Source organism: Lactobacillus sp. N54.MGS-719, assembly GCF_000980505.1.
Taxonomy (GTDB): domain Bacteria; phylum Bacillota; class Bacilli; order Lactobacillales; family Lactobacillaceae; genus Lactobacillus; species Lactobacillus amylovorus.
In genome coordinates this window covers 59,147-78,804 of record NZ_LARO01000002.1, presented here as the reverse complement: position 1 = coordinate 78,804, position 19,658 = coordinate 59,147, and the positions used below count along the sequence as shown (strand labels likewise).

19 protein-coding genes and 1 riboswitch are annotated in these 19,658 nt (G+C 38.7%); of the genes, 2 read left to right on the top strand and 17 right to left on the bottom strand.

From position 1 onward, the window contains the following. Positions 1-113: 113 nt before the first annotated feature. Entirely contained in the window at positions 114-1,313 is a 1,200-nt protein-coding gene (locus tag WS44_RS00740) for a CCA tRNA nucleotidyltransferase (RefSeq protein WP_014565788.1), read from the bottom strand. A gap of 79 nt (positions 1,314-1,392) precedes the next feature. On the opposite strand from WS44_RS00740, the gene WS44_RS00735 reads away from it, so the two are divergent. Beyond that, entirely contained in the window at positions 1,393-2,280 is an 888-nt protein-coding gene (locus WS44_RS00735) for a YitT family protein (protein ID WP_013437778.1), read from the top strand. 31 nt (positions 2,281-2,311) lie between these two features. Here WS44_RS00735 and WS44_RS00730 read toward each other — a convergent pair whose 3' ends face one another. The 16 genes from WS44_RS00730 to WS44_RS00655 form a co-directional block, all read right to left on the bottom strand. Next, positions 2,312-3,559, bottom strand: a complete 1,248-nt coding sequence (locus tag WS44_RS00730) for a tetratricopeptide repeat protein (protein WP_013437777.1) — start codon at positions 3,557-3,559, stop codon at positions 2,312-2,314. Between the two features lie 88 nt (positions 3,560-3,647). Next, a complete protein-coding gene (locus tag WS44_RS00725; protein WP_003547110.1) occupies positions 3,648-3,923 on the bottom strand; it encodes an HU family DNA-binding protein in 276 nt (91 codons plus the stop codon). A 162-nt stretch (positions 3,924-4,085) separates the two neighbouring features. Next, the gene (gene der, locus WS44_RS00720; protein WP_013437776.1) at positions 4,086-5,393 is read right to left on the bottom strand and encodes a ribosome biogenesis GTPase Der; all 1,308 of its coding nucleotides are present in this window, start codon (positions 5,391-5,393) and stop codon (positions 4,086-4,088) included. A gap of 67 nt (positions 5,394-5,460) precedes the next feature. Next, positions 5,461-6,672: a 30S ribosomal protein S1 gene (gene rpsA, locus WS44_RS00715; RefSeq protein ID WP_013437775.1), complete on the bottom strand. Its 1,212-nt coding sequence runs from the start codon at positions 6,670-6,672 to the stop codon at positions 5,461-5,463. Positions 6,673-6,742: 70 nt separating this feature from the next. Beyond that, on the bottom strand, positions 6,743-7,417 hold the full coding sequence (cmk, locus tag WS44_RS00710; protein WP_013437774.1) for a (d)CMP kinase: 675 nt from the start codon (positions 7,415-7,417) through the stop codon (positions 6,743-6,745). Between the two features lie 51 nt (positions 7,418-7,468). Continuing rightward, positions 7,469-7,933 (bottom strand): SAG1386/EF1546 family surface-associated protein, encoded by a 465-nt coding sequence (locus tag WS44_RS00705; protein WP_013437773.1) that lies wholly within the window; start codon positions 7,931-7,933, stop codon positions 7,469-7,471. Between the two features lie 102 nt (positions 7,934-8,035). Next, positions 8,036-8,725, bottom strand: a complete 690-nt coding sequence (locus WS44_RS00700) for an ECF transporter S component (RefSeq protein ID WP_013437772.1) — start codon at positions 8,723-8,725, stop codon at positions 8,036-8,038. Positions 8,726-8,802: 77 nt separating this feature from the next. Beyond that, a riboswitch (FMN riboswitch) is annotated at positions 8,803-8,917 on the bottom strand. 27 nt (positions 8,918-8,944) lie between these two features. Further along, positions 8,945-9,661, bottom strand: coding sequence for a pseudouridine synthase (locus WS44_RS00695; RefSeq protein ID WP_046432516.1), 717 nt, complete (start codon positions 9,659-9,661; stop codon positions 8,945-8,947). After that, positions 9,661-10,251 (bottom strand): SMC-Scp complex subunit ScpB, encoded by a 591-nt coding sequence (scpB, locus tag WS44_RS00690; RefSeq protein ID WP_013641823.1) that lies wholly within the window; start codon positions 10,249-10,251, stop codon positions 9,661-9,663. Before scpB ends, WS44_RS00695 begins: the two co-directional genes overlap by 1 nt. Continuing rightward, positions 10,241-10,981: a segregation/condensation protein A gene (locus WS44_RS00685; RefSeq protein WP_013437769.1), complete on the bottom strand. Its 741-nt coding sequence runs from the start codon at positions 10,979-10,981 to the stop codon at positions 10,241-10,243. Before WS44_RS00685 ends, scpB begins: the two co-directional genes overlap by 11 nt. Further along, the gene (locus WS44_RS00680) at positions 10,974-11,327 is read right to left on the bottom strand and encodes a reductase (RefSeq protein ID WP_013437768.1); all 354 of its coding nucleotides are present in this window, start codon (positions 11,325-11,327) and stop codon (positions 10,974-10,976) included. Before WS44_RS00680 ends, WS44_RS00685 begins: the two co-directional genes overlap by 8 nt. A 9-nt stretch (positions 11,328-11,336) precedes the next feature. Continuing rightward, the gene (gene xerD, locus WS44_RS00675; protein ID WP_013437767.1) at positions 11,337-12,242 is read right to left on the bottom strand and encodes a site-specific tyrosine recombinase XerD; all 906 of its coding nucleotides are present in this window, start codon (positions 12,240-12,242) and stop codon (positions 11,337-11,339) included. Next, complete coding sequence (locus WS44_RS00670) at positions 12,232-13,122, bottom strand: S1-like domain-containing RNA-binding protein (protein WP_013437766.1); 891 nt, start codon at positions 13,120-13,122, stop codon at positions 12,232-12,234. The genes xerD and WS44_RS00670 overlap by 11 nt, the downstream gene beginning before the upstream one ends. A 125-nt stretch (positions 13,123-13,247) precedes the next feature. Then, positions 13,248-15,017, bottom strand: coding sequence for a pyruvate kinase (pyk, locus tag WS44_RS00665; RefSeq protein WP_013437765.1), 1,770 nt, complete (start codon positions 15,015-15,017; stop codon positions 13,248-13,250). Between the two features lie 33 nt (positions 15,018-15,050). Then, positions 15,051-16,013: a 6-phosphofructokinase gene (gene pfkA / locus WS44_RS00660; RefSeq protein ID WP_013437764.1), complete on the bottom strand. Its 963-nt coding sequence runs from the start codon at positions 16,011-16,013 to the stop codon at positions 15,051-15,053. Positions 16,014-16,178: 165 nt separating this feature from the next. Continuing rightward, complete coding sequence (locus WS44_RS00655; RefSeq protein WP_046432510.1) at positions 16,179-19,286, bottom strand: DNA polymerase III subunit alpha; 3,108 nt, start codon at positions 19,284-19,286, stop codon at positions 16,179-16,181. 115 nt (positions 19,287-19,401) lie between these two features. Here WS44_RS00655 and WS44_RS00650 point away from each other — a divergent pair, with 115 nt between their 5' ends. Further along, on the top strand, positions 19,402-19,620 hold the full coding sequence (locus tag WS44_RS00650) for a YjzD family protein (protein WP_013437762.1): 219 nt from the start codon (positions 19,402-19,404) through the stop codon (positions 19,618-19,620). The last annotated feature ends 38 nt before the right edge of the window (positions 19,621-19,658 follow it).

The window sequence follows — 19,658 nt, the reverse complement described above, 5'->3', positions numbered from 1 at the left end:
AGTCACGGCATTGGCTTCATCTCCACTTTACATAGTAAAAGAAAAAGTGTTGAACGACTACTCCGTCGAGTAATCATCCAACACTAGATTAGTATGTTTTATTATTCACTTTTTTAATCTAAATCATCCAAATACTGTTCGATAGCTTCTTCACTATTTTCTATTTCACAAGCGACAACTTTTTTTCGAATTTGGTTAAGGGTACGGCCTAATTGAGCACCTGGACGCATCCCTCGCTTAATTAAGAAACGGCCATCTACTGCCAATTCACTTGGAGTTTTAATCGGCAAAGCCAAATAACGATCCACCAAAGCTTCAGAAGAAACAGGTTGACCCAAAATGTCAGCCACATCAATGGTATTGATAATTATATCTTCCCCAGCTTCAAACAATTCGTAATCAGTTGGCACATGATCTGCAATCAAATCAAACATTTTAATAATTTGTTCAACTTTTTCAGTCATGGCATTGGAGTTCTTCCAATCGCGCATAAATTTGCCAATGTTTTCATTAGGTACTTTAAGCAAGATAATAATTACTGCCCACAGGCTAGTTTCCATGGTTGGACTGAATTTTAATTGTGGGTAGACTTGCAATAAGTCCTTTTTACCAGCAAAATCGGGCACGTCTTCACTTAATTGCGTATCTAGGAATATTTGAAATGCCTGTCTTGAAAATGGTCCTAAGCCCATTTTGACAAATTCTTCGCGGATACGTTCAACTGAAATCTTCTTTAACAGCTCATGATTGTCTTTGATAGCCTGTTCAGTTTTTTCTTCTAGCTTAAATTCCAATTGACTCATGAATCTGACGGCACGCATCATTCTTAAGGCATCTTCATGGAATCTCTTTTCAGGATTGCCAACGGCACGAATGATATGATTCTTTAAATCTTCAATACCATTGAATAAATCAACGATATCACCGTGCATGTCCATTGCTAGGGCGTTAATCGTAAAATCTCTTCTCTTCAAATCTTCATCAAGGTTTTGAACAAAAGTTACGTGATCCGGTCTTCTAAAATCCTGATAACCGGATTCTGTTCTAAAAGTGGTGATTTCATAACTTTCACCGCCATATAAGACAGTTACGGTGCCATGTTTAATACCAGTATCAATTGATTTATCAAAAAGTTCCTTAACCTCTTCTGGATAAGCACTGGTAGTAATATCGACATCGTGGACATGTCTATGCAGTAAAACGTCTCTGACGGAGCCGCCGACAAAATAAGCCTCAAAGCCTGCATCTTCAAGCGTTCGCAGGACCGGCATTGCTTTAACGAATATTTCTGGTAAATTATCTATTCTAATCATTAATAAAATCTCAATTCTTATTCTTTTTAATTCTTTGTCTGTTAGAATGAAGGAAAAGACTTAAAGGAGGTAAGACAAGATGAAAAGAATCAACAAAGCAACATTCATTGATCTTTTGATGATTGCACTTGGATGCGCCATCTACGGCATCAGCCTAGATATGATTTCCGTACCCAATAAACTAGCAGACGGAGGTTTAAGTGGTATATCGTTGATATTGCGCCACTTCTGGGGCATCAACATGGGTTTGTCGACCCTGATACTAAACATTCCTCTTATTTTATTAGGTTACCGTTTCATGGGTAAACGCCTTTTAGCGTATACAATTTGGGGAACGGTGTCTCTTTCCTTTTTCCTTTGGTTTTGGCGCTCAGTTCCTATTATAAAACAATTAGATTTAGAACACGACCTCTTCCTCTCAGCAATTTCTGCTGGTGTGCTTTCCGGGATCGGATTAGGACTGGTCTTTAGATATAATGGAACTTCTGGGGGAACTGATATTATTGCCAGAATTTGTCAGATTAAATTTGGTATTTCTTCTGGTAAAATGCTGCTGTTCTGCGACGCCGTAGTTTTGTTTGCTTCTCTATCATACTTGGATATCAAGCACATGATGTACACGCTGCTTGCGTCATTTATTTTATCCCGCGCGATGGACACAGTTCAACAAGGCGCCTACAGTGCTCGTGGTCTTTTGATTATCTCAGATAAATATGAACAGATTGGCCAAATGATTGACCTCAAGCTGGAACGCGGCTTTACCTATTTCAAAGCATTGGGTGGCTACAAACAAGATGAAAAAAGAGTAATCTACGTCGTAGTTGCACCACGTGAAATTCCTGCTATTAAACAATTAATCAAGCAGGAAGATCCTAATGCCTTCGTTTCAATTCTTGAAGTGCACGAAGCTCTGGGTGAAGGATTTACTTATAAGCAAAAACGCCACCACTTCTTCATCAGAAAATAAAAAGAACCGACTGAAAAGTCGGTTTATTTTTTTACAAATTATTATATAAGTCCTGCATTTCATCGTCCTCAGGGACAAGCTTCAAGTAGCGTTCAAGCAGTTGCTTAGTAATATCGCTATTATTTTGAGCATTGAAGAACATAATCATTTGACGCAAGAAATCAGGATTTTCTTTAAAGTCAGGGTAAGCCAATAAGAATTCGCTTTGAGCTTTTTCACTATTGTCGAGTCGTTCATAAGACAAGGCCATATTCCAGTGAGCTTGAGGTTCAATATTCTCATTATCCAAATCTTTGAACAAAGCGATGTTGCTGCTATCTTGATGCATATGAAGATACAAGTTAGATAGCTGCATACGCAAATCACTGTTGTCTGGAGCAATTTTTAGACCCTTTTCAAGCAAATCTCTGGCAGTATCCATTTCATTCAAATTAGCAGCGGCTCTGGCTCCTAATGAATACAAAGTTTCATCTAGTTCGTTATAAGCTAAACCGGCTTGTGCGGTCCGCAAAACTTGTTCGTTGTCGTGCTTATGTTCATAAGCTTGCGCTAATAATGGATATGCATTGACATAATCTGGGCTCTGTTCAATTACTTCATCTAAGAACTTAATTGCCTTGTCGTCATCGCCAACCGATAACATTACCAGCCCAGCTTCGTATTTGCTATCAATATCGAAAATGCTGTCGCTACGTTTTCTAATAATTTCAGCAGCTTGCTCATAGTTGCCCATTTTAGCATTTGTGGCAAAAAGACGCTGATTTAAGTTAACTTCGCCAAATGTTTCTTGTCGTTGAACTAAATCTTTATACAAGGCTAAAGCTTGTTCGTAGTCACCGCTTAAATAGTCTAATTCTGCTAAACCGAATTTAACCGCATCTTCTTCAGGTGCAATTTTCAGTGCTTGCAATAATTTATCCTTTGCTGTCTCAATTAAGCCGCTTGTTTGGTAATAATCAGCTTGAACAAGCAGACTATCCAGATAAGCAGAAGAGTCGTGAGAGACGCTATAAAGCAGCGACAAGCCATCGTCTTCATCGCCATCATTAAGTAAAATTTCTGCTAGATATACTTTAAACAAATCTTCTTTGGGAAATTTGACAATTAAGGCACGATATACTTCTTTAGCTAAATCAGTAAACCCTAAGCCCGTCAGGTTTTCAGCTAGTGATGCTAAAATTTCAGGATCATCATTATTTAGTGCTTCTTTTAAAAGGTGCTTACTCTGTGAAAAATCATGATTTTGAATCGAATCAAGCAATTGTTCAGAATAACTCATTGTTTTGCCTCCAATCAGACTATTATTGTACTAAAAAAAGACGCCGGAACAAAACCCAACGTCTTTTATTAGATGTTTAAGTAATTGACTACTTAACAGCTTCCTTAAGAGCCTTACCTGGCTTGAATGCAGGTACTTCACTTGCTGGGATTTCGATTTCATCACCAGTTTGTGGGTTACGACCCTTACGTGCTGCACGGTGGCGTACTTCAAAAGTACCAAAACCGATCAATTGTACCTTTTCACCCTTAGCAAGGTTGTCTTGGATTGAGCCAAAGATAGCATCAACAGCAGCAGCAACTTCCTTCTTAGTCAATTTAGTCTTTGAAGCAACTTCAGAAACTAATTCAGCTTTATTTGCCATAAATAATTCACCTCCTGAATTTGAACCCGAAGTCCAAAGTTTGTTCTTTGTTTTTAAAAAACAAGGAATAATGATCACGACTAATCATTGTTTCCTAGAAACCAAAATATCACAAAACCCTTATTACAACAAGGTTTTTTAGCAAATTTGGCAACTTTTTTATTACTTTCTCTTTCTAGGAATGATTTTTATCGGTGTTCCCGTAAAATCAAAGTTTTGACGCAATTGATTTATAAGGAATCTTTCATATGAAAAGTGCATCAATTCCGGATCATTTACAAAGACCACAAAAGTTGGCGGATTAGTGCTTACTTGGGTCATGTAGTAAACGCGAAGTCTCTTTCCTTTAACCATAGGCGTAGGAACAAGCTTGCTGGCTTCCAGCAATAAGTCGTTTAAGACACTTGATTGAATACGTTGGTTTTGGTTGTCATAAACTTCTTTGACCATTGATGGAATTTGATCGAGACGTTGACCAGTCTTAGCAGAAACAAACAAAATTGGAGCGTAATCCAAGTATTGGAATTCTTCTTTGATTTCACGTTCAAATTCTTTAGCACTGGTACTGTTCTTCTTAGGCAGATCCCATTTGTTAACCACAATGATTATTCCACGGCCTGCTTCATGCGCATATCCGGCCACGTGCTTGTCTTGTTCTCTAATGCCTGTACTTGCATCAAGAACCAGCAAAACCACGTCTGAGCGTTCAATAGCGCTCATAGCACGCAAGACAGAATACTTCTCGGTCTTTTCGTAGACCTTGCCGCGTCTTCTGATTCCGGCGGTGTCGACTACCTTGAATTTTACCCCATCTTTAGTAAAAGGCGTATCAACTGCGTCTCTAGTTGTACCTTCTTCGTTAGCAACAATAACTCGATCTTCACCGAGCAACTTGTTAACAATAGAAGATTTACCAACGTTTGGTCGACCAATTACGCTGAATGAAATGACATCCTCAGCTTGGGTGTCCTTATCTTCAGGGAATTTATCTACAATGGCATCAAGCAAGTCACCAATACCGGTACCATGACTACTTGATACAGGAATTGGATCGCCTAAACCTAAACTATAGAAATCATAGATATCATTTCTTTGTTCAGGGTTATCAGCCTTGTTTACAGCCAAGATAACTGGCTTTTGGGTACGGTAAAGCAAGTGAGCAACACGTTCATCAAGATCCGTCATATGATTTACTACACTAGTTAGCATAACGATAACGTCTGCTTCTTCAATAGCAATTTCAGCTTGTGCACGGATCTCCTCTTCGATTTTACCGCCTTCCCAGGTAATACCCCCAGTATCGATTAGATCGAATTTATGGCCCATCCATTCGGCTTGAGCGTAGTTTCTATCGCGAGTTACACCAGGCTTATCTTCAACAATTGCTAAGCGCTGATTAATAATTCTGTTAAAGAGCGTTGATTTACCGACGTTTGGTCGGCCCACAATCGCTACAACTGGTAAAGCCATTTTCACCCTCCTTTACAAATTAGAAAATAAAAAAGCCGACGTCTGTCGGCTTTTTTAATAGAAATGACTACTTACGGTCCTTTAATTGGTCACCAATGATGTCACCTAATGCAAAGCCGTTGTCATTGTCACTCATGTACTTCTTGTTTACTGAGTTTTCGTTACGTGAACGACGTGGACGAGAACTGTTGTTGTCTGATGAAGAAGTGTTTGAGTCAGCAGCCTTGATTGAAAGTGAAATTCTTCTGTCACTTGGGTCAATGTTCAAAACCTTAACCTTAACAGTTTGGCCAACCTTTAAAACATCGCTTGGCTTGTCAACGTGCTTGTTTGAGATTTCTGAAACGTGTACCAAACCTTGGATACCGTCAGCAACTTCAACAAAAGCACCAAAGTTAGTCAATGACTTAACTTCACCTTCAAAAACATCGCCTTCATTTAAGTTAGCAGTAGCTTGTTCAAAAGGAGAAGGTTCAGTTTGCTTAATAGACAGGGAAATACGATGTCTGTCATTGTCAATACCAATGACCTTAACCTTAACATCTTGACCAGCCTTTAAAGCATCGCTTGGCTTGTCAACGTGCTTGTAAGAAATTTCTGAAATGTGAACTAAACCGTCAACACCACCAACATCGATGAATGCACCGAAGTTAGTCAAACGTGATACCTTACCTTCGATAACGTCGCCAACAACTAATTGTGATGCAACCTTGTCGAATGCTTCTTCACGTTCTTCTTCAACTAAGTCCTTATGTGAAAGGATCAAACGGTTCTTGTTTGGATCGATTTCAGTAATCTTAAGCTTCATAGTCTTACCAATGTATGGCTTAAGATCTGAAACGTAACGGTTTGAAATTAATGAAGCTGGTAAGAAACCACGAGTACCAACATCAACAAGTAAACCACCACGTACTGATGAAGTTACAGTACCTTCGATAGCTTTGCCTTCTTCGAAGTCCTTTTGTAACTTGTCGTATGCTTCTCTTTCCTTTAAGCGGGTAACTGAGAAGAAGAATTCACCATTTTCCTTGTCGCCACCGGCTCTTCTTAATACTAAGGCCTTGAACTTGTCGCCAGGCTTAACTAAATCGCGTAAGTCTGCGTTACGATCTGAAGTGTATTCACGACGAGTGATAACACCTTCAACACCAGCGTTTTCAACGCCAACATCGATTTGGCCGTCTTCAACGTCTAATACTTCGACATTGACAATATCTCCGACCTCAACTCCTTGCATTTGCTTTAATGCGTCTAAAAATTGATTACTGTTTTCTGACATATGTACCTCCCAATATCACGTTCCATTTTAAATGAAAGTCAGATATTTTTCTACTATTTTGTGCTGTTTTTTAAAAAATTTTTTGAGTTTTTTTGATTTGAGCTAAAATTGCCTCTACAACCTGGTCGATCGACATATTTGTAGTGTCAATTTCAATTGCATCATCTGCCTTTTTAAGTGGCGAAATTTTACGGTGTGAATCCTTGTAATCTCTTGCTGCGATGTCTTTTTCAATTTCATCAACAGTTTGCTTTGATTCGATCCCACGTTCCTTAAGATCTAAAAGACGGCGTTCAGCACGTGATCTAGCAGAAGCTACCAAAAAGATCTTTAATTCAGCATTAGGCAATACTGTAGTTCCGATATCACGACCATCCATAATAACATTGGTCTTGCCTGCCATTTGACGTTGCAAACTAACCATCTTTTCACGAATCTTAGGTAAAGCGGAAACTTGTGATACGTTAGCTGAAATTTCTGGAGTTCTAATTTCTTTAGAAACGTCTTTTCCAGCTACGTAAACTTTTTGTTCACCATCTTCGGATCTTAATTCGATTCCATCTTCATCAATGGCTTTTAAGATTCCCGCTTCATCCCCGTAATCCAAATTATGATTACGAGCAATAACTGTACATGCACGGTACATTGCACCTGTGTCAATATATACAAATGACAACTTTTTAGCGATGATTTTAGCAACCGTGCTCTTTCCTGCTGATGCAGGACCATCAACTGCTACTTGCATTTCAACAAAAAAGAGATCTTACCGTCGACCTCTTTTATCCTTTCTGAAAGATTATTTCAACTTAAGTGTCTGGCCAATATTGACATTTGAAGTGTCTTTAAGATTATTTAACTTGGCTAATTGATCAACAGTGAGTCCATGTTTTTGCGCAATACTAGTCAAAGTATCACCGGTTTTAACTGTATAAATAGTCTTTTCCGATGAACTAGAACTAGTTTTGGCAGAATCATTGCTCTTTGAAGAAGCTGAGGAAGCTGAGGATTTTTTCTTAGCTTGAGAGCTCTTGCTCTTTGAACTTAAAGAAGTTTTCTTGACTGTTTGAACTTCAGTAGCTTTTTCAGAAGAATGATTTGAGGCTAAGCGATATACTATTGGAACAAGTGCAATTAAGATCACTGCTAGAATTACAATTGTTGCAATCCAGCGACCAGAGCCGTTAGGTCGATGATCTTTTGCGCTTCGCTTCTCAGTAGGACGCTCATAGTGCTTGTATGGACCTGTTGATTTTTTATCCATCTATAAATTCCTCCATTCACTTAACGGATTAATTCTAGCATATTTTACGAAGCTTTGAATATAAAAAAATCCATCAACTTTTGCAGCTGATGGAATATTTTTTTAGTTTAAATTAAATCTTTTACGGACAAATGGTTTAATCGTCGTAATCGTTGCTTCAAATAACAGGTAAACTGCCACACTGTTGATGACACCTTTTAACAAGTTGAATGGAACAATAATGCTAAAGATGTACGCCTTCATTGATGGCAAATGGAGCAATTGCCCCAAATATACTTTTTCCGTAAAGTGGTAAAGCGCACCATAACCATTAATTGCTGGCAAATTAGGCACTGCAGTAATTGCATAAACAGGAGTTAAAACAAAGGCATTAGCTACAGCTAAGATGCATGTCATTGCTAAAACACCAATGATTAATCCTACAACTGGCATTAAATGTCCTTTCAGCGTCTTTCTACTCTCAGGGGTTACTTTCCTACTAAAGAAATAAAATGGCAATGAAAACGACATAGATGCCAAAAACGCTGCTATTTCACCAATGACACTTGGAAGTGCAAAACCGCTAAAAATTAAACTCAAAATCATTCTGATCACAGCGATGATTATTCCTGGAACGGCTCCGAAAATAAACATCCCGATGGTAATAATGACGTCTGAAAAATCAAATTTCAAAAAGCCCACACCAGGCATAATTGGAAATTCGAATTTCATAACTACAAATGCAATACAGCCAATTAAGGCATATGCGACAACATTGGTTAAGTTACCAGATTTAGTTCTAGCTTTATCCATAACTTACTTTCCTTTCCAAGAAAAAAGGTCTATTGCTTCAGCAACAGACCCTTAAAAGTAAAGTAAGATTTTTATTGATCTGTCTTCTTCCATCTAGACTCTAACTATCGGTATCATAAAAGATTCAGCCACAAAAGTGGGTCGCGGACTCTCACCGCCGGTCGGGACTTTCACCCTGCCCTGAAGACAATAACCTGATATTCAATTTACAATTATAAGTTAATCCAAACGCATTAACTTGTCAACTTCATTTTTCGATAATTCCCGGTATTGACCGAAAGTAAGCGAGTCCAAAGTTAAGAAAGCATATTTTTCTCGTGACAATTTTTCAACCAAATGGCCAACTGCCTTAAACATTCTTTTTACCTGGTGGTAATGACCTTCATGAATAGTCAATTGGACAATTTGAGTATCCTTACGCTTATCTGTTTTAAGCACTTTAACCTTGGCAGGAGCAGCCTTAAAATCATCCAGCTTAACACCATGGGTCAGAGTTTTAATCTCTTCTGGAGTCAAAATCCCTTTGATCTTGGCTACATAAACCTTTGAAACTTCGTTTCTTGGATGCATTAACAAGTTGGCTAATTTACCATCATTAGTCATTAATAAAAGACCAGAGGTATCGTAATCCAGACGACCTACGGGATATAAACGGTATGGTACGTCTTCAAAATAGTCCACTACTGTCTTTCGATCTTTGTCATCGCTAGCAGTTGAAACAACACCACGTGGCTTATAGAAAAGATAAGTGTGCAGACTTTCTCTTTCGATTGGTTCATCATCCACTGTGATATTGCTAAAAGTGTCGACCTTAGTACCTAATTTAGTAATAACTTTACCGTCGACTTTAACGCGTCCAGCAGTAATCATTTTTTCTGCTTTTCGTCTTGACGCAATGCCTGCTTCCGCAATAATTTTTTGCAGTCTTTCTGCCATTATTGTCCTTCTTTCTGAGTATCTTGATCTGTCTTCTTAGGATCAAACAAATCTATTTCTTCGTTATTCGCACTATCTTCAAAGTCTTCAATTAGTGGAAGATCAGCTAAACTTTGATAATTGAAGTATTGTAAAAAGTAATCAGTAGTCACATAAAGCTTTGGATGGCCTGGTGCTTCTTTCTTACCATTGGTTTCGATCAAACCGCGCCAAACCAAGGTCTGTAGCGCACCCGAAGAATTAACACCACGAATATCATCAATTTCTACTCTAGTTATTGGTTGACGATATGCGACAATTGCCAAAATTTCTAAAGCTGATTGGCTTAAGTTTTTCGTTAAATCTTTTTGGAAATATTTTTCAATTATTTCAGCTGTTTGAGGACTAGTAGTCAGCTTATAGGTGTGAGCTACATGAATTAACTGAATTCCAGAATCTTTGTTCGCAGCTAATCTTTGCTTAACTTTTTCTGCAATTTGCCCTAACTCTTCGCCATCTACTTCAAGAAGCGCAGTCAAATTTTGCTCTTCAATTCCGCTATCTCCAGCTGCATATAGAAGTGCTTCTAAATTTGCTTCCTTACTTGCCATTTACATCCGCTCTTTCTAAATCCAAATCACCGAATTCTCTTGCTTGCATAATATAAATTTCATGCTTTTTGCTTAATTCGAGCATCGCCAAAAACAATCCAATCACATCAGAAATAGACCGCATGCGATCAGCACAACTAAAAAAGCTGACTCTCTTTTTTTGCTCTAATCGCTCATGCAAATAATCAATCATATCGTTAATTGGCGTTTCTGCCACTTCGATTGAAGCGGTATTTGGCTTACGTATTTTTAAGCGTCGTAAAACCATACTAAAAGTCGTAGCTAATTCATCCGACGTAATTTGACCTTTAGGCAACGGCTGCACTTTAACCGATTTGGAGACACTAGCCTCTTTAGAAACCGTAATCGGCACTTCTTCGTTACGCTCTTTAAAATAGGCTGAAATCTTTTTAAACACTGAATATTGAATCAATTGCTGAACCAACTCATCACGTGGATCTTCTTCTGGTTCAACTTCATCTACAAAGTCATTTTGTGGTAATAAGTATTGTGACTTTATCCGCAATAAAGTCGAAGACATTACAAAGTATTCACCAGCAATTTGCAAATTTAGTTTTTGCATTTGCCCCAAGTATGCAAGATATTGACTCGTAATTTGGGCAATAGGAATATCATAAATATCGATTTTTTGTGACTGAATCAAGTGCAGCAATAAATCCAATGGACCTTCAAAATTAGGTAATTCTACTGTTAAATCTTTTTTATCCATCTGCTTCAACTGCCTTCAATAGGTCGGTATATTCGGGTACTGCCGTAATCCGCTTATTTGGATATTCATTCTTTAACTCGGCAAAAATATCCTTTTCATAACTAATTTCACGAAAACCTGGAGCAAGAGACAAGTAGCGAATAATAATGAACTTGTCTGTCATTTGTGTACCCAACACACCGACAACATTATTTTGCTTGTTACGGTACAAAAATAGCACGAAATCATTGTCTTCTTGATTCAAACTGATTTCTTCTTTTAGGTTTTCGATATTTTTGAAATCTGGCAAATATGAGAGCAACCCCATAGCCGTCTTTTCATAATCTTTTTTATATTGTATTAGCATAACTTTCACCTAAAGACGTGGATGAGTCTTTTGATACACTTGTAAAATATGTTTTTGCGACAAATTAGTATAGATTTGAGTGGTACTAATATCAGAGTGACCTAGAATCTCTTGCACAACTCTCAAATCTGCACCATTTTCTAATAAATGCGTCGCAAACGTATGACGCAAAGTGTGAGGCGTAACATCTTTAGTGATACCTGCCATTTGACAATATTTCTTTATCATTTGCCAAATAGCTTGCCTAGTTAATTTTCCTCCACGATTATTCAAGAAAAGATGTTCATCATTTTTCCCAGATTTAAGAATTAGTGGATCGCGAACTTGCTTTTGATACTTATCAATCCAGTGCAAAGCTACAGGACTAATTGGGATCAGTCTTTCCTTTGATCCCTTTCCTAAAACACGAATTAAGCCAAGATCTTCATGGATATCTTGTAATTCTAAATTAATCAATTCGCTAACCCGCATTCCTGTCGCATACAAAGTTTCCAAAATCGCACGATCCCGCAGACCCAATTTTTGTTCTACATCTGGTTGTTCTAACAAACGATTAACTTCTTCTCGACTCAAAGCAGTTGGCAGACGTCGCTCCTTTTTGGGTAAATCAATTTCCAGCATTGGATTTAACTTTTGAATATTTTGTCTTGCTAGCCATTGATAAAATTTACGCATGCTCGAAATAAGTCGACTAATCGAACTCGTTGCCTTATTCAAATCACGCTGTCTAGCTAAAAAGGCATCAACATCACTAGCTTCTGTTGGCCATGAAGACATCCCCTCTTTTTTGATAAAAGAAAGATATTCTTCGAGGTCTTGTCGATAAGCACTAATTGTATTGGTGCTCAAGCCTCGCTCAACTTGGCTAAAGCGTAAGTAATCGTCTATTTGATCCTGCAACTCATTATTCGTCATCGACATCCTCTTTTGGATCCTTAATCAAGGTGATTGTTCCTGCGTCTTTATTTTCTTCAATTAAGCCAGCTTTAAGCAAGTGACCTACAGCACGCTTAAAGGCTGACTTTGAAATACCAAAGTAAGATTTAATCTCTTGAGCATCAGACTTGTCGTAGAAAGGCAAAGTCTTAGTTTCACGTCTACGCAAACTCATCAAAATCATTTGTGCATCGTCATCAATTTCTTCAAATGCTCGAGGCAAAGCACTCAGGTTCAAACGACCATATTGGCTGACACCAATGACTCTTCCCTTAAATTGTTCGCCTAAACGCATCGGACGAGGCATTTGGGAAGCGTGAACAAAGCCCAAGTAATAGTCGTCAGTTAAAACAAAGGCTCCAATTTCACGACTAGCATAAACAGTACAAAAGACATTTTGATTATTCATATTATTAGGGAAGTTAGCAGCTAATTGATCAAAAATGTTTTCATCAGCAAGCTTTGCCCAAATTCGATCCTTGTAGTCTGTTTCCAATCTAACCAATAAACGATCATCACGGCGTGGCCATCTTTCCTTTTCGCGTGGCAGATCGTCCATTGACAATACAACATCCTTATCAGGAAGGCCAACATCGACGAATACACCTAAACCAGGTCTTACTTCAGTGACCTTACCCCAGCCATATTGATCTGGTTGAGCAAACGGTAAAAATTGCGTCATTTCACGATCATGATGCTTATTGTCATAAATGAAGCCTTCAATTTCATCACCAACTTTAGGAATATCATCCTGAGTGATTTCCTGCTTCTTTAGTTCATAAGTAATTCCATCTATCTGAACATAATAAGCATTCTCATTTTCATCAATAATTTTTCCTTTTTCAACAGTTCCAAGCATATTTAGCGTCTCCTACTTTACATATTCTTATATATAAGTATAAGAGAAATTTGAGCAAAATAAAATAGCCAGCTCGAAAGCTGACTATTTTTTGATTAGCTAATCTTATTTTTTATATCTTTAAATTAAAGGTTTGAGATTTCGCCTTGGTAGATAGCACCACGACGAGCGTCAACAGTAATAGTTGAACCATCAGAAATCTTTGAAGTTGCGTCAGTAGCACCAACAACAACTGGGATACCTAATGATAAGCCGATAACTGCTGCGTGTGAAGTTAAACCTGAAGCTTCAACAACTAAGCCTGAAGCCTTCTTAATAGCTGGGTTGTAGTCAGGGTCAGTAGTCTTAGCAACTAAGATGTCGCCTTCCTTAACCTTGCTGTTAGCTTCTTCTGCTGAGTTTGCTACAACGGCCTTGCCGATAACTGAACCGTTACCAACACCTAAACCTTGAACAAGCTTGTCACCGATGATTTGTAACTTCATCAAGTTAGTAGTACCTGAGTCACCAACTGGAACACCGGCAACGATGATTACAAGGTCGCCATCCTTAACAAAGCCCTTTTCCTTAGCTACCTTAGCAGCTACTTCAAACATGTCATCAGTTGACTTAGGCTTTTCAGTCAATACTGGTTGAACGCCCCAAACAATACCTAATGAGTGTTGAATCTTTTCGTCGAAGGTCAATGCAATGATGTCTGCGTTTGGACGGTACTTAGAAATCATACGTGCAGTGTAACCTGAATTAGTTGCAGTAATGATAGTCTTAACACCTAATTCTTGAGCAGTACGTACAACTGATTCACCAATAGCTTCGGTTACGTTTGAACCCTTGTAAGCTTCGAATCTTTGAAGTGCTAAAGTGTTACGCTTAAGCATTTGCTTTTCAGTACGTTCGTCAATTTCAGCCATAGCCTTAACAGCCTTAACTGGGTAAAGACCGTTTGCTGATTCACCTGAAAGCATAGTTGCGTCAGTACCATCAAGAACAGCGTTAGCAACGTCTGAAACTTCGGCACGAGTTGGACGTGGGTTTTCTTGCATTGAGTCAAGCATTTGGGTAGCAGTGATAACTGGCTTACCAAGTGCGTTAGCCTTACGGATTAAGCTTTTTTGTACAAATGGAACTTCCATGAATGGAATTTCAACACCCATGTCACCACGAGCAACCATCAAACCATCTGATACTTGCAAGATTTCGTCAGCGTTGTCAATACCTTCTTGTGATTCAATCTTAGGGAAGATCTTAACGTAGTCTGCACCTGCTTCTTCACAAAGCTTACGGATATCTAAGATATCTTGAGCTTTACGTGCAAATGAAGCAGTAATGAAGTTAATACCGAACTTCAAACCGAACTTGATGTCGTCAGTATCCTTTTCAGTGATACCTGGGAGGCGGATTTCAACGCCAGGAGCGTTAACACCCTTCTTTGAACCGATAACACCAGTGTTTTGAGCTTCACAAACTAATTCTCTCTTTGAGTCGTCCTTTTCCTTGATCAAAAGGTCAACCAAACCGTCATCGATTAATACGTGACCACCAACGTGAGTATCATCGTACAAACCATCGTAGGTAACGTGGATCATGTCCTTGTTACCCTTCTTGGTAGCATCCATTGATACACGGATCATGTCACCGGTGTTAATAGTAAACTTGCCACCTTCTTGTTCAGTGGTTCTGATTTCAGCACCCTTAGTGTCAAGGTCGATACCAAGAAGCAAACCAGTATCCTTTTCCACTTGACGAACCATCTTCATACGAGCAAGGTGTTCTGGGTGGTCACCGTGTGAGAAGTTGAAACGGAATACGTTTGCACCAGCTTTTGCTAAAGCGGTAATAGTTTCAATATCGTTTGAAGCTGGCCCTAAAGTACTAACAATCTTAGTTTTCTTCATTATTAAAAAAATCCTCTCCAAAAATCAACTAAATTAATATTTAGTCATTTCTTCATTTACATCCATAAGCGCATAGTCGCCTTGGTGTTTACCATCAAACAAATCAAGAATGTCGTGGGTTTCAAGTTTGCTATTCTCGATGCCGACAGCTAAACCGCCCTTCCCATCAAGAAGCAACTTAACAGCATAGTTACCCATCTTAGTAGCATTTACTCTATCTGTGACAGTAGGTGAGCCACCACGTTGCATATGTGCAAGGACATTAGCACGGGCATCAAAGTCACCGTATTTAAGTAATTCATCCTTAAATTTATCGGCAGCCATGACACCTTCTGCTAAGACAATGATACCATGATCTTTGCCATCTGCAAATCCGCGTTTAAGAGTTTCTGCAATTTCCTTAATGTCATAAGGACGTTCAGGAATTACAATAGCATCTGCGCCGCTTGCAACACCAACACGCATAGCAATATCACCACATTCACGACCCATTACGTTAACAATGAATACTCTGTGGTGACTACTTGCAGTGTCACGAATCTTATCAATTGCGTCCATAGCAGTACGACAAGCAGAATCAAAGCCGATCGTGTAGTCAGTGTAAGGAATATCGTTGTCGATAGTTCCTGGCAAACCAACTGAGTTTACGCCGTGGCGAGTTAAGGCCAAAGCACCGTGGTATGATCCGTCACCGCCAATAACGATAACTGCATCGATACCGTGCTTCTTCAATTGCTCTACACCCTTTTGTTGCACTTCTTCTTGTGCAAATTCAGGGAAACGAGCACTGTACAAGAATGTACCGCCTTCATTAATCTTGTGGTCAACATTTTCCGTAGTTAGCGGAACAAAGTCACCTGCAACCAAACCAGCGAAACCGTAACGAATTCCAAAGACTTCAAGGCCATGATGAATGGCAGTCTTTGTCACAGCTCTAATTGCTGCATTCATACCAGGGGCGTCTCCACCACTAGTTAAAATACCAATCCGTTTCATGAATTCACCTCATCATGATTATTTTGTGTAATTTCTCACATCAAATAAATATTAACATTTTTTGGTTCAAAAAGCTCATAAAAATTGCGCTAACTTAAGCTTTATTTTTGCAAATCTAATTGATAGCACTTACATCTGCGATAATTGTTTTTCTTTTAACAAAATTTAGTCTTTGAAGTTTACTTTTCGCAGATTAGTTAACAAATATTGCATTTTATTTTGATCAAAACGATCGCCCTGCGTCCGCAATCCAAGCAAATAAATATCGCCTATTTTCAGAACATCGTTAAACTTTTCATAAGCAGCTGGAAAAATGATAACCTCCTGCTGACTTGAAGAATCGGCAAAACCGGCAAAAGCCATCGTCTTGTCATTCTTAGTTCTAATTCTTTTAAGACTCATTAACTTGCCTACACCGATTCCTGATTCATTGAACTGGAACTGATTCAAAGGCAGGGCGTTAAACTTTTGCGCATATTTTTGAACGGCAACCAGCGGCGTTGTTGTCGTAGCAAAGCCCAAAACTTTTTCTTCCATTTCGGCTTTTTCACCGTTAGTTGGTATTTCAGCTGGCTTCAGTGGTGCATCCCCCAAAATCTCAGATAATGAAATATTCTGCCCCGTCAATTGCACATTTGCAATAATATCCTTACAGTTAGCCAACAATTCATTTCTGTTATCCTCAATCTGATCGAATGCTCCCGCCATGATCAAGGCTTCAATGGCATCAATTTGTAAAAATTTAGAATCTATTCTACGCAAGAAATCACTAAGTGACTTATACGGCTTAGTATTAGCCGCAATTTCTTTGGCAAAGTCTACACGCAAGCCTTTAATTGCCTTTAAGCCAACTAAAATATTGTTATTTTGCAACGTGTATTCTAATTGGCTGTGGTTGATATCAGGCGTTAGAACACGGATATTTGCTTCTTGAGCCTGCATTACATATTGCTGAGCCTTAGCCGAAGTAGAAGAATTTAACATTGCAGTATAGAAAGCTGCTGGATAATGTACTTTAAGATAAGCTAGCCAAAAGGCGATCTTGGTATAAGCCACAGCGTGAGAACGGTTAAAACCATAATTGGCAAACTGCTCAATGTAATGGTAAACGCGCTCACCTACTTCCTTAGAGTGCCCGTTTTTAACTACGCCAGCAATAAATTTGCTCTTTTCCTGCTCAATGACATCTTGCTTTTTCTTCGACATAGCCCGGCGCAAAATGTCGGCCTCTCCTAGTGAAAATCCAGCCAGAATTTGTGCCGTTTGCATAACTTGTTCCTGGTAAACCAAAATTCCGTAAGTTGGCTGCAGGATCTGCTTCAAACTTGGATCAGGATAGCGTACTGGTTCTTTGCCATTCTTTCTGGCAACGAACGTATCAATATTTTGCATTGGACCTGGACGATACAAAGCATTTACCGCTACAAGATCTTCAAAATTATCTGGATGAAGCTGACGCAAAACGCGTCTGATTCCTTCAGATTCAAATTGGAAAATCGCATCAGTTTTCCCCTGTTGGAATAATTCTAATGTCTTAGCGTCATTCAAAGGGATCTTATTAGGATCTATCTTAACTCCTTGGCTACGCACTAAGTCTAAGATATTGCCCAAAACAGTTAAGTTACGCAAGCCTAAGAAGTCAATTTTCAATAGACCCAAAGATTCAACGTATTTCTTAGTTTGTTGAGTAACAGGGATGCCAAGTGGACCTGCTTGCAAGCCTGAAATTCCGGCAATCGAATCATCACTAATGACTAATCCAGCCGCGTGAATTGAATAGTGTCGCGGCAACCCCTCTAATGCCATTGCCGTTCTGAAAAGCAGCTTATTTTCTTCTGTGGCATCAACAAGCAGTCGTAATTCACGTGATTCTTCGTAGGCTTGTTTTAACGTCATTTTTCCCTTAGAAAACGGAATAGCACGGACCCATTTATTAACTTCAACCATTGTTAGACCAAAAACGCGGCCTACATCACGCAAGGCTTGCTTAGCAGCTAAAGTACCAAAAGTAAGAATCTGTGCCGCATGATCCATGCCATATTTTTGATACATGTACTTAATAACCGTATCTCGATGAATATCAGGAATATCCAGGTCGATATCAGGCATTTCATGTCTAGCTGGATTTAAGAAACGCTCAAACAATAAATGGTATTTCAATGGGTCTACTTCTGTGATTCTTAATGAATAAGAGACAAGCGAACCACAAGCGGAACCTCTTCCAGGGCCCGTTGTAATTTTGACGCGGTGGCAATAATTGATGACATCCCAAACAATTAAGAAATAATCATCAAAGCCCATCTGATTAATAATTCGCAATTCATAGTTGAGGCGTTTTTGATATTCTGCCGGAATTTTTTCTTGTCCAAATCTTGCTTGCAGGCCTGTCTGAGCTAAGTAATGCAGATACTCCTCAGAAGTTGGAAACTTATTTTGGTGATATTTTGGTAAAACTGGCTTTTGAAAAATTACTTCTGCATTGCATTTTTCGGCAATTTTAGCAGTGTTATTAACCGCATCATCCAAATCAAAGCGATGGTATCTTTCAAGCATCTGTTCTGCATCAACCATATAATGCGAACCGTCTTGCTTAGCTAGTGGCACCATATCCTGCATCTTTTGACCTGAGCGAATGGCCCGCAAAGTCTTTTGTAAAAATTGATCGCGCGGTCTTAGATATTCGCTGTCTTCAACGGCAACTAATGGTAAATCGAACTGCTTACTTAAAGAGCGAACATAATCGAGATAGTCCTGAGCATTTTTGGCCGCATAAACGCCAAGATAAAAGTCAGGCACAATTTTCTTTAAATCACGCAAATAGTCACTGCCCAGTTGCTGGTTAGTTTCAAAAAGATAGACTAATTCACTTCTAGTATTAGCGGGAATAATTACCAATAAATCCTCTAAGTATTTGGTCAGTTCTTTGAGGGTTAAAATCTTATCGTTTTGACCATTTTCGGTTAATAAATTAATCGCACTAGAAAGCCGCAACAAATTATGATAGCCCGCATTAGTTTTCGCAAAGACCAGCAAATCATATTTTTGCGTGCTATCAATCAAGCCATTTAAGCGAATTTGCATCCCTAAAAGTGGCTTAATCCCCTCTTTTTTAGCAATTTCATAGAAGTTAACTAAACCATACGTTACGTTGATATCCGCCAAACCTACGGCACTATAGCCCTTTTCTTTGGCCGTCTTAATCAAATCCGCCACTTTGGTTGGACTATCTAGTAATGTAAATGAGCTTAGATTTTGCAGTGCAGCTATTTGCATAATAGTAACCACCTTTCGCCAAACTTGTATTAAATTTAGTATACCAAATTGCATTAATCGAGTTTGAAATTAGCCTCGGATTTTGATAAAATTCTACACGAAAGAAGGAATTAATATGGGTCGATATATCGTTACAATCGTATGGAGCGTAATCTACATGCTTGTTGTAGGCTTTATTGCTGGTCCTTTAACCCAAAGTGCTTCATTTAACGTAACCGACATGAGAAACTGTGTCATTGTTGGCGTTATCTTTGGTATTCTTTTCTCAGCAATTATTGCAACCATTACTGCTCACACAAAAAAAGATAATAGTAAGTACAGCAAGTTAAAATAATTTATTAATTAAACAAAAATACACGTGAGAATCATTTA

Bases quoted from the DNA above. Each gene is read 5' to 3' on its own strand.
- WS44_RS00740 (WP_014565788.1), bottom strand. From the start codon at position 1,313: ATGATTAGAATAGATAATTTACCAGAAATATTCGTTAAAGCAATGCCG.
- WS44_RS00735 (WP_013437778.1), top strand. From the start codon at position 1,393: ATGAAAAGAATCAACAAAGCAACATTCATTGATCTTTTGATGATTGCA.
- WS44_RS00730 (WP_013437777.1), bottom strand. From the start codon at position 3,559: ATGAGTTATTCTGAACAATTGCTTGATTCGATTCAAAATCATGATTTT.
- WS44_RS00725 (WP_003547110.1), bottom strand. From the start codon at position 3,923: ATGGCAAATAAAGCTGAATTAGTTTCTGAAGTTGCTTCAAAGACTAAA.
- der (WP_013437776.1), bottom strand. From the start codon at position 5,393: ATGGCTTTACCAGTTGTAGCGATTGTGGGCCGACCAAACGTCGGTAAA.
- rpsA (WP_013437775.1), bottom strand. From the start codon at position 6,672: ATGTCAGAAAACAGTAATCAATTTTTAGACGCATTAAAGCAAATGCAA.
- cmk (WP_013437774.1), bottom strand. From the start codon at position 7,417: ATGCAAGTAGCAGTTGATGGTCCTGCATCAGCAGGAAAGAGCACGGTT.
- WS44_RS00705 (WP_013437773.1), bottom strand. From the start codon at position 7,933: ATGGATAAAAAATCAACAGGTCCATACAAGCACTATGAGCGTCCTACT.
- WS44_RS00700 (WP_013437772.1), bottom strand. From the start codon at position 8,725: ATGGATAAAGCTAGAACTAAATCTGGTAACTTAACCAATGTTGTCGCA.
- WS44_RS00695 (WP_046432516.1), bottom strand. From the start codon at position 9,661: ATGGCAGAAAGACTGCAAAAAATTATTGCGGAAGCAGGCATTGCGTCA.
- scpB (WP_013641823.1), bottom strand. From the start codon at position 10,251: ATGGCAAGTAAGGAAGCAAATTTAGAAGCACTTCTATATGCAGCTGGA.
- WS44_RS00685 (WP_013437769.1), bottom strand. From the start codon at position 10,981: ATGGATAAAAAAGATTTAACAGTAGAATTACCTAATTTTGAAGGTCCA.
- WS44_RS00680 (WP_013437768.1), bottom strand. From the start codon at position 11,327: ATGCTAATACAATATAAAAAAGATTATGAAAAGACGGCTATGGGGTTG.
- xerD (WP_013437767.1), bottom strand. From the start codon at position 12,242: ATGACGAATAATGAGTTGCAGGATCAAATAGACGATTACTTACGCTTT.
- WS44_RS00670 (WP_013437766.1), bottom strand. From the start codon at position 13,122: ATGCTTGGAACTGTTGAAAAAGGAAAAATTATTGATGAAAATGAGAAT.
- pyk (WP_013437765.1), bottom strand. From the start codon at position 15,017: ATGAAGAAAACTAAGATTGTTAGTACTTTAGGGCCAGCTTCAAACGAT.
- pfkA (WP_013437764.1), bottom strand. From the start codon at position 16,013: ATGAAACGGATTGGTATTTTAACTAGTGGTGGAGACGCCCCTGGTATG.
- WS44_RS00655 (WP_046432510.1), bottom strand. From the start codon at position 19,286: ATGCAAATAGCTGCACTGCAAAATCTAAGCTCATTTACATTACTAGAT.
- WS44_RS00650 (WP_013437762.1), top strand. From the start codon at position 19,402: ATGGGTCGATATATCGTTACAATCGTATGGAGCGTAATCTACATGCTT.